We start from the raw sequence: 12,262 nt of genomic DNA, 5'->3' as shown, positions 1-12,262 counted from the left end.
TCGGATATTATCCGAGATTTCCACTTTTACCTGCAATTTGCCGTCGGGCGATTCCAATACATACGATTCGGCCATAAGACTTGTAGCTAAAAAGATTGAAATAATAAGCATGTGTAAAGTTTTCATATGAGTTGTGATTATTTATTGTGAACAAAACGTTTGTGTTTATTGATTGAGGCCATTATAATTTTTTTAAATTAACTTTTTAGGTCCATTATACTAGCGGTAATTTCCATGGAGCGCGATATGAGGGAATTAAATGGTTGTTAGCTTCTTCGTCATTGATAAACTTTATGTTGTTTGCGTCCCAGTATAATCGCCTTCCGCATTTTAAAGCGATATTTCCTAAATGGCATACACGAGCTGTGTTAGCGGCAATTTCTATATTGGCATTAGGTGACTTTACGCGATCTTTGATGCATTCTATAAAATTATTCATGTGATTGTTCAAACCTTGACCATCACCTTTTATTAGGTCTATGCGCTCCATTTTGGGATCATTTCCACCTTCGGGTATGACTTCCCATCCGGCGCGATCAACCACCAGAGTCCCATTATTACCAACAAAACCCACTCCATGTGAACGTCCATAATAACCGCCGTCAATGCCCGTTCCATGATCCCATAACATGGTATAATCGTCAAATTCATAAAGAGCCTGCATTGTATCGGGTGTTTCGGCGGCATCATCTGGATAGGCAAATTTACCGCCCATTGCCATTACCGATTTAGGTGCTTTGGCATTCATTCCAAATAGACCGTAATCGATAATATGGACTCCCCAGTCGGTCATTAATCCACCGGCATAATCCCAAAACCAGCGAAAATTGAAATGGAAACGATTTTTATTGAAAGGGCGTTTAGGCGCAGGTCCTAACCAAAAGTCATAATCAATACCTGGGGGAGGGTCGCTGTCAGGAACAACCGGGATAGACTTCATCCATCCTTGGTATGACCATGTACGAACAGTACGTATTTTCCCCAGTTTTCCCGAATGAATAAATTTAACGGCATCTTGCCAGTGTTTATCACTTCGTTGCCATTGACCGACCTGCACTACGCCGTTATACCGATGGGCGGCTCGTTCCATGATATTGATTTCTTCGATGTAATTGGCCAAGGGTTTTTCGCAATAGATGTGTTTCCCTTCCTGTAGCGCGTAAACAAACGGTAGACAGTGCCAATGATCGGGTGTTCCGATAATGATAACGTCTATTCCGGGTTCTTCCAGTAACTTTCTGAAATCTTTAAAACCTTTAGGTTTATGTCCCTGAATTTTTTCGGTATCGACAATGCGTTTATGGAGTACATTCTCGTCCACATCACAAAGTGCGGCACATTCGGTATCGGGCTGGTTTAAAAATGCCTCAAGATCGGAAAAGCCCATTCCGTTTACGCCGATAACGCCACACACCAGTTTTTCATTGGCTCGTCGGTACGAATTCATCGCTCGGGGCATTGATGAAGCTAACCCCAATCCTGCAGTGGCTAAGGCTGAATGTTTGATAAAAGATCTTCTGTCCATTATTTTCATTAGTGTACTTAATTTTATTTCTCTTGCTTTTTCATGGCTTTGTCGAATGCCACATCCGATGGTTCGAAGTCAACTTTTTTTACGAAACGACAAGATTCGATGGCACCAGCCTCACGGTTCATTCCGCTGTCTTCCCATTCTACCGATAATGGACCTTTATACGCAATATCGTTAAGGGCACGAATAATATTCTCGAAATTAATTTTTCCATGGCCAAGACTTCGGAAATTCCAATACCTGCGGTTATCACCAAACTCGGCATGACCACCGTAAACGCCAATTCCCATGGGTACATCACTCCAATAAACATCTTTCATATGAACGTGAAAAATGCGATCGGGAAATTCGTAAATAAACCGAATATAGTCGACGTGCTGATATCCCAGATGGCTGGGGTCATAATTAAAGCCGAAAGCTGGATGATTGTTAAGGGCTTGCAGAGCAAGATGTGCGGTATGGATATCAAAGGCAATTTCGGTGGGGTGAACTTCAAGTGCAAATTTTACACCGATTTTTTGAAATTCATCAAGGATAGGAATCCAGCGTTCGGCAAATTCTTCATATCCCTTTTCAATCATACCGGCAGGTATGGCAGGGAACGAATAGAACATATGCCACACGGGGCTTCCTGTAAAGCCCACTATCGTATCGATCCCAAGCATTTTGGCTGCTTTGGCCGTTTTGATCATTTCTTCCGCTGCACGTTTCCGAACCCCTTCAGGATTCCCGTCACCCCAGATATAATCAGGCAAAATTCCCTTATGACGTTCGTCAATAATTGCGTCGCATACACATTGTCCTACCAGATGGGTGGATATAGTGTACAAATCAAGTCCGTATTTTTTTAGGAGCGCTTTTTTCTTATCGCAGTAAGCTTGGTCGGCTTTTTCGATTTCCATGTGATCGCCCCATGTGCAGAGTTCGAGACCGTCGTAACCAAATGATTTGGCTTTCTCGCACATTTTTTCGATGGGAAAATCGGCCCATTGTCCGGTATATAATGTTACTGGTCTTGACATATCAGTTGAAAATTTAAAAATGTTGTGGTTGATCTTTTCTTTGAAGCATGGCTTTAAGCACCACACTTTATAAAGCTGAATTCAAATTCAAAAAAGAGATATAGATTTTATTCACCGAATTTTACCCATTTGGCTGTGTCGTCATAGCCGGTTTTTACCATAGTTTCGATAAATTGCATTCCCCGGACACCATCTTCCACTCCCGGGAAATCAAGCATTTCGGGTGTGGGTTCTTTTCCGTCCATTTTAGACATTACCGTTAATGCAAAGTTTCGGTAAATATTGGCAAATGCCTCAATAAAACCTTCTGGGTGGCCTCCCGGTGTGCGAGTATTATGAAGGGCACCAGGGCTCTTCATGCTGGTACCTACGCGCAACACTTCTATGGGTTTATCTGCCCATTTTACAATGAGTGAATTAGGCTCATGCTGGAACCACTCCAGTCCTCCTTTTTCACCGTAAACCCTTATTTTTAAGGCATTTTCTTCTCCTGTAGCTACTTGACTTGCCATTAAAACACCTGTAGCACCGTTATCGAAATGCAAGAGTGCTGCACCATCGTCATCTAGTTGCCTATTGGGTACAAAAATAGAAAGTTCGGCACATAATTCGGTTACTTTTAAACCGGTAACGTATTCGGCTAGGTGGTGGGCATGAGTACCTATGTCGCCTATACACCCTGCTCTCCCCGAACGTTTTGGATCGGTACGCCATGCTGCCTGGAGATTACCCTGATTTTCGACATCACTCGCAAGCCAACCCTGAGGATACTCGACGTACACTTTGCGGATTTTTCCCAACTCTCCACTGGTTACCATATATTTGGCATGTTTTATGGCAGGGTATCCTGAGTAAGTGTGTGTAAGAGCCATGACAAGTCCGGTTTCCTCAACTTTTTCCTTTAACTTCACTGCTTCCTCGAGTGTGAACGTCATGGGTTTTTCGAGTACTACATGAAATCCATTTTTCAGTGCCATCATAGCTGGTTTAAAATGCACGGAGTTAGGTGTAACAATAGAAACGAAATCCATTTTTTCACCTTCTGGAAGTTGTGCTTCCTTTTCGAACATTTCCCGATATGTTTCGTATACGCGATTATCAGGCAAATAGTAAAGCTTGCCTGATTCTTTCGATAGGATAGGATTCGAACTAAAACAGCCGCACACCAATTCAATCTGATTGTCCATTAAGGCCGCATGACGATGAATGGCGCCGATAAATGCCTTAATTCCTCCACCTACCATTCCCATTCTGAGTTTTCTGTTCATGATATAAGTATATTTAGTCTTGTTGATGAAATTTTTGGCTCTAAAATTAGTTATTCTTTTTTGGAAAGAACAACTTGTTCTTTAAAATAAATTTAAATTACAATAAATTTTTGAGCGTTTTTTTATTTCAATGGTTTATCCAATTTTTTGGATATAATTAGTTAAAACTGTTATGTATCATCAGTGTGTTTATATTCTGATTTCAGAAATGTATCATAAATTCGTTTACACAACCCCATAGGGTTGGTCGGTTATTAAGACAATAAAACTATCAGGAGTTGGTTGACATGTTGCTTGTTTTGGAAGAAACATTGGAAAAGGTGTGGTCGGCATAAAACCGTTTTTGTTCATTATCGTTATTTCGGGAGACGTTTTGTACTTCACTCTTGCATTGACGTATTGTCTCCATTTTCGTGCCAAGATTCGGATGAGCCGACGTTTCATATTGTTTAATCCGCTTGTGAATCTATTGGAGACTTCGATCCAACTTTGCACTTATATCTTTTATGGATACTCCCTGAAGATGCAGATTTACAGCTTTTTTTCTTGAAATTTCTTCTTCGTTCATATTACTTTTTTGTATTAAGAACAAAAATGTAAACAACTTGTCAAAGATTTTTTATATTTATGTCAACGAACTCTTAATACAAATCCCCATTTGGAATTTCAAACTCTGGTTTTCATTTTTTTAATTTTTATTTTATTCTAATCAGCATACACCGGATTGATCCATGGTTCAGGCTCTTCATACAAACTAACTGCTGCCCATCTGATGCCTCGTTTCATGATTTCCAATGCTTCAGGCACATCAAAATCTTTAGCTACATGACCAAGAGAAGAATAAAATACCCGACCCTTGCCATACATTTTCTTCCATACTACAGGTATAACACATCCATCTATCCACCAAGCATGATCACCGTTGAAAGTGGTTGTTGCCAGAACTTTTACATTGGGATCTACATGCATGTAATATTGTTCCGAATGCATGTGAAAATCCTTTAATCCGCTGGTAACTTTATCTTTATGATCAATTATATGAACATCATAAGGAATAACCCCACCCGGGTGAGCAACCCACTGGCCACCAACCATAAATTGATATTCAACATTATTTCTAAATGCGTCGCCAAGACCTCCATGCCAACCGGCTAATCCCACACCACGCTTTACTGCTGTCAGTAAACCTTGTTCCTGCTCATTGCTGATTTTCCCCATCGTCCAGGTCTGAACAATCAGATCCATGTTATTCATTAAAGCCGAATCGGTATAACAATCCAAATTGTCACATACGGTAACCTCGGCTCCTTCCGACCTCATCCAGGGAACAAAAATATCCCTTGTTAATTCGGGATCATGTCCTTCCCAACCCCCGTAAACAAACAGTACCTTCTTTCCTTTTAAAGGGTCTGCCGTTTTCTGTGCAAGAATTGAAGAAGAAATAGAAACTCCAATAATCAGGAGAAAAAAGTCAATTAATTTTTTGTTGATATTCATAATCTAATTTTTAGCAAGTCCTTTAAAACACTCAACATTACACTCAACATTATTTATCCCAATAGGGCAATTTATAAGGATTTCTGTAATCATACCAATACAGTCTATGAGATTGTGCTTCCTTATCGTCTCCAAAACTATGGGTTACGGGATCCCATTTTACGGGTCGATTCAACTCGGTTGCGATATTGATCAAACAGCAAAGAATGTTTGTACTGCAACCGGCTTCCACAGGTGCAATCGGATTTTGACGGGAGCGCACGCAATTCAAAAAATCTTGCATATGGGGAGCACTAATCTCAAACGCTCCTGCCTCAATCTCTTTTTCCGATTTTTTCAGAAGTGAGGGATCCGAACATTCGATATATCCTCGAGCAACCTTTATCCAACCGTTTGTTCCTATAAATTGTATCCCTTTATCATCCGGTCTATCTTCCCGGAATGGCTGCTCTGTCATTACTATCCCATTCGCATAGTTAAGCGTTGTGTATTTTGTCCCGTTGTAACCTGCCGGAATATATTCAATTGGCCCCGTACCATCCAATCCCAAAGCCCATTGCGCAATATCGAAATGATGTGCACCCCAATCTCCCGTAAAACCGTTTCCCGTTTCCCGATAATAACGCCATGCTGCCCAATCTCCTTTTTCTTGATAATCGGGTGGTGCTATTGGAGGGCATATGTTTGGATGATAATGCACGTTAGGGTCGTTCAATGGCCCCAACCATAGTCTGAAATTCAAATTAGAGGGGACGGGCATCTCCGGCAAATCAAAGGGTTTTGGAGGTTCGCCAATACGCACATACACTTTTTCGATATGCCCAATTTTACCATCTCTCACCAATGAAACAGCTTTTTGGAACTCCGGGCTGGAGCGCTGCTGGCTTCCAACTTGAAATACACGCTTGTGCTTTTCGGCGGCTTTTACTATCGATAGACTTTCAGATATGGTGTACGACAATGGTTTTTGACAATACACATCCTTCCCTGATTGACATGCATGAATGGCTGTCAGTGCGTGCCAGTGATCGGGAGTTGCAATTGAAATGGCATCAATATCTTTTCTTTCCAGTAAATCTTCGTAAAATTCATACGTATCGCATTTAATTGGAAGTTTGTTTTTTTCTTGCCATTCGGTCACTACCTTTTTGAACCGATCACATTTTATCGAATCTACATCACTCCCGGCCAAAACTTGTACACCCGGGCATTGCGAGAATGCATGAAAATCCGAAATACCTTGCCTCCCGAGTCCAATAAAACCCAATGTTATTCTATCGCTCGGGGCAATCCTTACTCCATTTACCTTCCAGCTGGGTAAAATTGTTAACCCTGCTAATCCCAATGCTGACACGCCCAAGAACTCTCTTCGCGTGACTTTTTTAGATTTGTTTTCCATAAAAAATGATTTCATAAAATATGACTCCCCTCCGAAAACATATTTTTCAAAAGTGTGAAAAATTGAGATAATTCGGCTGAGAGATGACTAAAAATTTATTCATTAATATGTTTATATTATTTTTAATATTTCCTTTTAGTATATGGAATAAATTGAGTTCTTTTTCACTCAAAAGCGTTCTTTTACTTGTTTGCACCATATATTTGCGGTATTCTTCTGAAGTTTATCAACGTGGCTCGTGCGTAAGCCCTCAATCGGCTGACGGCAAATTCGGGATAACGTGTCTTGCCGGTTCAATGCACCCCGAGTTGAAATATCGAGGCCCCCTACATTGTTGCATTCCCACCTCTCCTCTATGGGACATCTCGCAGCTTTCTTATTAACATCGATGTGCGAACGTTTTCTAACGTGAAGTGACGTTATTTTCTGCCTTCCGTTACGATGTAACATTTCTTTTCTTGATTTTCCGTATCCGAGTTGGCCTTTTGGGTTACTATCAAATAGGCTGTGATGATTTGCCCGGTAAGGGTGTGTCCCAGTACCCTCAGCTCTTCATCGTTCTCTTCATTTACCAAGAATTCCTACCGAAGTGTCTTCATCTGCTATGTGGCAAGGATAAACTCCGGGTCATTATCTTTGGCATAGGCTTGGGTGTCGGCACTGCGCATAAGTAAATTGTACCTGCATTGCTTAAAAAGCCGTTCATCACTCCGGCCCTGTCTCTCTTTTCAGGATCATCATCCCGGCCAAAACACATTTGGAGGCACCGGGGGATCCATTGTCGGAACAGTATGAAACTTTGAAGGTATCTTCATTTATTCGCATTACGACGTGTTCACGAAAGATATTATGCCGGGAATCTTTTTCCAGATAATGATTCAAAGAAAAGCCTTGCAGCGATGCTGCAGGGGATGAAAAAGCATCGAATTGTGGATTTTTATCGGAGTCTCCAAACATCTTATCGGCTTTTAAATATGCCGCCAATTTACCGAAATATAAATCAATATGCAAACATACAGGACACTTTTAGGCGTTTTTATGAAAAATAGTTTATTCATTTCTATCCATTCCTTTTGTCTCGGATATCAATAAGAAAAATGTCGGGACTTTTCGAAGTGGATTCAATAATTAAAAATTAAACGAGCTCTTTAGAGTTTCTACAATTTTCTGATCCAGATATTTCTAAAACTTACCGGATTGCCATGATCCTGCAAAACAATGGCGGCAGCGCCGTGTTTTTTAACGGCATATTCGGGAATTCCGATATATAATGTTGGTCCGCGTAATTTGACATGGTTTTGTACCACTACGCCGTTATGTATTACGGTGATCATCGGTGGGGTGAAAAAGGTGCCATCGTCTTTAAATCGAGGCGCAGTGTAGATGATATCGTAAGTTTGCCACTCTCCCGGAGCTTTACAAACATTTACCAGAGGTGCGTATTGCTTGTATATACTGGCTGCCTGTCCGTTTCGGTAAGTACGGTTGTTATAACTATCGAGCACTTGTATCTCATAACGTTCCTGCAGAAGTATACCGCTATTTCCCCTTCCTTGTCCTTCTCCTTCCACTTTTTCAGGACTACGCCATTCGATATGCAGCTGACAGTCTTCAAAAACTCGTTTTGTTTTGATGTCTCCGGCACCTTTAAGAACGGTTAGGCAGCCATTTTCTACTTTCCATGTCGGTTTTTCTCCTTTACTGTTGGTCCATTCTTTTGACAGATCACTTCCATCAAACAAAATAATGGCATCTGTGGGAGGCTCCGAGAGCGTTTTACCTGATTTAACAATAGGGACTTCAGGATCCCATATTTCGGTCATTTCAGGCTTCATTTCCATTGCTCCTTTGGTTTGAGCTACAACTATATATGCTGGCAATAGCAGCAAAATAGGAATAATGCTGATTTTTTTCATTTTATATCCCTTTCTTTTTTAAATTAAATTTCAATTATTAAAGGATGATCGGTTATGCTTATTGTTGCCGAACTGACATTGTTTAAGGTCTGAACCATTGATGTTCCGATCGTTGGATCATAAATATTTATGAAAGAATACGTGGAGTCTAAGTTGATACTAACATTGTTTGAACTGCCAGAATATTGTTCACCCCATACTACCAGATAAAACTTTCCGTTGCTTTTCTGCAACAGCATATCATGCACGGTAACTGGTTGGCAGGGTATGGAATAATTAAGAACGCCGGGTGATGAGATTGAACCAGCATCAGCCAAGATTGTGGTCAGGTTGTGAAGATAGTGTGCTGCTTGGCGTGGAGTATAATCGGGTTTGTAGAAACCATATTGCTGATTACCACTTTCGTCGGTACGATCCCTGAGCAAGTATATAGATGTGTAGCTCCAGCCTCGTTTGAATTGAGATAAATATAAATTCATAAAAAGTTTGCCTTGTAATTCTTCGTCTACACCATAGGTATCAATGGCAACACCCGTTTCAGTTGTAATTCTGGGGAGCGTCATAAGTTCTGAAACTGAATAACCGGGATATTTATTCAGCCATGTCAACCCGTAGTTTCCGTACAGACCATCTACTTTGCATTCTGGACCAGGATCAGAGGCAATCCATGTTTGGTTATCATGGATTCCCTGCCAGCCGGGATGGACGATATAGTTATGGCAGTTTGCGTAATCTGCATACATGGTACCAGCAGGCATGGAAGTATTTGCTCCTTCCTGAATAGTCAGGAATTGAAGGCCAACATTATCGGTTTGAGCGCCACTTTCAGAGATGTTCCAGACCGGGTAATCCTTTAAAGCGGGATCGTTTTTTACCGATCTGTATAAATCACGCTGCAATTTAGCTATTGGTACCCACGATAAATCCCTACCGCCTGTTTCACCCTGGTAGGTAACTCCCCAGTTATTCGGTTCGTTGTTTCCTTCCAGGGCAAGCAATGCCCCTGCCGAAGCCAACTGCTTTGCTCCATCAAGAAGCCTTTGCAAATCATTGCCTCCGCTTCCCAGTCCATAGCTGAAACAAACGTTGGCATGATGATGGAGTTCGATAAGGTCAGACACAGGAATGTCGCTTTCGTAGCCTGCTCTAAACCAGCGGATACCCAGGTATTTTGCACAGGCTATGGTGCTTTGTAAATTTTCTCCACGTTTGGATATGGTGGAACATACCCCGATGCTGTTCAAAAAGTCATTAACGGGAATAGCTGCAGTAACAGGTGTGATGTTTCCTTCACATGGTTTGACCGTGACTGTGCAACTCGCTTTCTGGCAGCTTTTTCGGGTAGTTGCCGTTATTTTAGTGTTACCTTGCGAAATACCTGTTACCATGCCATTTTTATCCATGGTTGCTATAGTGATATTATCTGAGACCCAACTCACGGTTTTGTCGGCAACATCGTTGGGTGTTACAATGGCAGCAAGCTGCGGCGAACCATATACATAAATATTGGCTGTAATTAGAGGCCAGGGAAAGCCAACGATTATTGTTAAAGTACATAGAAAGCGTAAATATGCGTATATTATCTTTTGGCCTCTGGAATAAGATTCCCTTACATGAAGGATGGATTGATTTCGTTTGAGACAACTTTTCATTAGAAGATGCATTGAACTATGAGTTATTTTTGGAATTTTTTCTAAAAAGAGAGTGACCCATATAGAAACGTGGGCCAATCTCTTTGAATCTAAAGATATTTCAGGTTAGTTATAACCTGGATTTTGCTGTAATTGGGGTGCTCTGTTAATTTCGGTTCTTTTGATAGGTAACCAATAATTTGCCTGATTCCATTTCCTGTCGTCCACACTTTTTGAGGTGTCATAAAACCATTTAGTTCTCCCGTTGTAATAATGATATATTTTCATGTGATACACATTTTCAATTACTTCGTTGGCAATCATCCATTTGCGTATCATATACCATCGATCTCCTTCAGCAAAGAATTCGAGTTGTCGCTCTTTTCTGCACCATTCCCTTGCTTGATTTTGATCGTTCGTAACTCTGTCGGGAAGCCCTGCTCGATTGCGCACCATGTTAAGGGCGTCTAAGCCTTCCTGGATTTCTTCAAGCTCGATGCATGCTTCAGCGTAATCTAAGAGTACTTCCGCATATCTCATTTCAATCCATGAATTTTCATTGTTATAATGTTGACCTACAACAGTTGGGTCTAGATATTTTTTGAGGTAGTAGCCATTTTTTGTACCATTCCATGATTCGATGAAACTTTGGCGGGTATCAAGACCTGCTGTGGTATCGCCTGCAGCAGTGATGTAATAACATGATTGTATTCGCCCTTCCGGATCAATTGCTTGAGCATCAGTTGGACGTTCCTGCCATTTGGCTCCATCAAATAAAACAGAAGCATAAAACCGTGGCTCACGTCCTACATAAGGATTTCTTTTAGGGTCTTCCTCTAATTGGGCTGCAGTAAAGTCACGAACGTACATGTTGCCGGGATCATATTTATCCCAAATAAAAGGTGTGCCGTCAGCCATTTCAAATTTTCTCACTACAGGTTCGTTTGGTCCGTTATTTCCCCAGCTATGATAACCGTTTGGGCCCCACCACCTGTTTTGAGTAGTGGTGTTTCCTTCGGATCGTAAGTACTGAATACCCCAAATAACTTCATCATTCCATTCTCCTTTTTGAGTAAAAATATTGAAAAAATTATCGGCATATTCCATTACTTTTTCCTCTGTCATTTCAGTGGGAGGATCATTAGTCGTTCCAGCAAGAGCATAATGTCCATATTTTCCATCTATTATATCTTTAGCCGCTTGTTTTGCAGCTGTAAGCCTTTCTTTTCTCGTTCCTTCTTGAAATGATACCAATGGGTTATTTGGCTCATACCCTCCATTCATTAAAATACCTGTACTCCAATTTAAAATCCTTGATTTTAGTGCAGCGGCTGCACCTTTGGTAGCCCGACCCTGTTCGATCTCATTTTTTTCGGGTAAAAGTTGTATAGCTCTGTCACAGTCTTGAACAATAAATTCAAGTGTTTTATCAATTGATGAGCGTTGTATAGACAAAAAATCCTGACCTAACTCAAAGGGTTCATCAATAAGAATAAGACCACCATATGAACGCATCAGATTAGCGTAATCGAATGCTCTGATAAAATAAGCTTCTCCTTTCATTCTTGCTAGTAATGCATCGTCGGTCGCAGTTTGTGTGGGCACGTTATCAATATTCGCAAGGAGAACATTCACATTTTGGATATTTTTGTATAATGACCAAGAAATCCAATTGAATTGCCAGTCTCCAAAATGGCCCAGATAGTCGGGACTTAGCGTTCCCTTTACGAAGGTATGAGCAGCCGGACGGTGAATGCATAATACTTCATCTGTGGCAGCTGCAAGAATATCTTCTCGAAGGCCCAATACTAAATTCTCGTCAACGCCAATATAATCGTAACATCTTCCTAAATAAGCTTTGGTTAGATTAATGTCTTCAAAAATGGATTCCTCATTGAAAGAATCGACCGCTTTTTGATCGAGCACATCTTGACATGAAATAGTGATGAATAAAAGTGCTCCGATTATAGCTGAATATTTTTTTATATTTTTCATATT

11 protein-coding genes are annotated in these 12,262 nt (G+C 40.9%); all 11 read right to left on the bottom strand.

Annotated elements, in window-relative coordinates:
- Positions 1-214 precede the first annotated feature (214 nt).
- On the bottom strand, positions 215-1,528 hold the full coding sequence (locus tag OLM34_RS11080; protein WP_320051517.1) for a Gfo/Idh/MocA family oxidoreductase: 1,314 nt from the start codon (positions 1,526-1,528) through the stop codon (positions 215-217).
- 20 nt (positions 1,529-1,548) lie between these two features.
- Positions 1,549-2,553 carry a sugar phosphate isomerase/epimerase family protein gene (locus tag OLM34_RS11075; RefSeq protein ID WP_264407323.1) on the bottom strand — a complete coding sequence of 335 codons (1,005 nt, stop codon included), beginning with the start codon at positions 2,551-2,553 and terminating at the stop codon, positions 1,549-1,551.
- A gap of 107 nt (positions 2,554-2,660) precedes the next feature.
- Positions 2,661-3,821, bottom strand: coding sequence for a Gfo/Idh/MocA family protein (locus tag OLM34_RS11070; RefSeq protein WP_264407322.1), 1,161 nt, complete (start codon positions 3,819-3,821; stop codon positions 2,661-2,663).
- A gap of 225 nt (positions 3,822-4,046) precedes the next feature.
- Positions 4,047-4,265: a hypothetical protein gene (locus OLM34_RS11065; RefSeq protein WP_264407320.1), complete on the bottom strand. Its 219-nt coding sequence runs from the start codon at positions 4,263-4,265 to the stop codon at positions 4,047-4,049.
- 261 nt (positions 4,266-4,526) lie between these two features.
- On the bottom strand, positions 4,527-5,318 hold the full coding sequence (locus OLM34_RS11060; protein ID WP_264407319.1) for a ThuA domain-containing protein: 792 nt from the start codon (positions 5,316-5,318) through the stop codon (positions 4,527-4,529).
- 49 nt (positions 5,319-5,367) lie between these two features.
- Positions 5,368-6,717, bottom strand: coding sequence for a Gfo/Idh/MocA family protein (locus OLM34_RS11055; protein ID WP_264407318.1), 1,350 nt, complete (start codon positions 6,715-6,717; stop codon positions 5,368-5,370).
- Between the two features lie 419 nt (positions 6,718-7,136).
- The gene (locus tag OLM34_RS11050) at positions 7,137-7,292 is read right to left on the bottom strand and encodes a hypothetical protein (RefSeq protein ID WP_264407316.1); all 156 of its coding nucleotides are present in this window, start codon (positions 7,290-7,292) and stop codon (positions 7,137-7,139) included.
- Between the two features lie 130 nt (positions 7,293-7,422).
- Positions 7,423-7,674, bottom strand: a complete 252-nt coding sequence (locus OLM34_RS11045; RefSeq protein ID WP_264407314.1) for a hypothetical protein — start codon at positions 7,672-7,674, stop codon at positions 7,423-7,425.
- Between the two features lie 200 nt (positions 7,675-7,874).
- Positions 7,875-8,633, bottom strand: coding sequence for a 3-keto-disaccharide hydrolase (locus OLM34_RS11040; protein WP_264407313.1), 759 nt, complete (start codon positions 8,631-8,633; stop codon positions 7,875-7,877).
- Between the two features lie 23 nt (positions 8,634-8,656).
- Positions 8,657-10,285, bottom strand: coding sequence for an Ig-like domain-containing protein (locus tag OLM34_RS11035; RefSeq protein ID WP_264407312.1), 1,629 nt, complete (start codon positions 10,283-10,285; stop codon positions 8,657-8,659).
- Positions 10,286-10,390: 105 nt separating this feature from the next.
- Positions 10,391-12,259 (bottom strand): RagB/SusD family nutrient uptake outer membrane protein, encoded by a 1,869-nt coding sequence (locus OLM34_RS11030; RefSeq protein ID WP_264407311.1) that lies wholly within the window; start codon positions 12,257-12,259, stop codon positions 10,391-10,393.
- Positions 12,260-12,262: the final 3 nt, after the last annotated feature.

The sequence above is a fragment of the Anaerorudis cellulosivorans genome, from assembly GCF_025943985.1.
Lineage (GTDB): Bacteria > Bacteroidota > Bacteroidia > Bacteroidales > Dysgonomonadaceae > Anaerorudis > Anaerorudis cellulosivorans.
The sequence above is the reverse complement of the archived record's forward strand: the minus strand, read 5'-3'. Positions and strand labels throughout refer to the sequence as shown.

What these genes read in the sequence shown, in the direction of transcription:
- OLM34_RS11060 (WP_264407319.1), bottom strand. Translation starts at nt 5,318, where the DNA reads ATGAATATCAACAAAAAATTAATTGACTTTTTTCTCCTGATTATTGGA.
- OLM34_RS11070 (WP_264407322.1), bottom strand. Translation starts at nt 3,821, where the DNA reads ATGAACAGAAAACTCAGAATGGGAATGGTAGGTGGAGGAATTAAGGCA.
- OLM34_RS11040 (WP_264407313.1), bottom strand. Translation starts at nt 8,633, where the DNA reads ATGAAAAAAATCAGCATTATTCCTATTTTGCTGCTATTGCCAGCATAT.
- OLM34_RS11035 (WP_264407312.1), bottom strand. Translation starts at nt 10,285, where the DNA reads ATGAAAAGTTGTCTCAAACGAAATCAATCCATCCTTCATGTAAGGGAA.
- OLM34_RS11030 (WP_264407311.1), bottom strand. Translation starts at nt 12,259, where the DNA reads ATGAAAAATATAAAAAAATATTCAGCTATAATCGGAGCACTTTTATTC.
- OLM34_RS11045 (WP_264407314.1), bottom strand. Translation starts at nt 7,674, where the DNA reads ATGTTTGGAGACTCCGATAAAAATCCACAATTCGATGCTTTTTCATCC.
- OLM34_RS11075 (WP_264407323.1), bottom strand. Translation starts at nt 2,553, where the DNA reads ATGTCAAGACCAGTAACATTATATACCGGACAATGGGCCGATTTTCCC.
- OLM34_RS11065 (WP_264407320.1), bottom strand. Translation starts at nt 4,265, where the DNA reads ATGAAACGTCGGCTCATCCGAATCTTGGCACGAAAATGGAGACAATAC.
- OLM34_RS11055 (WP_264407318.1), bottom strand. Translation starts at nt 6,717, where the DNA reads ATGGAAAACAAATCTAAAAAAGTCACGCGAAGAGAGTTCTTGGGCGTG.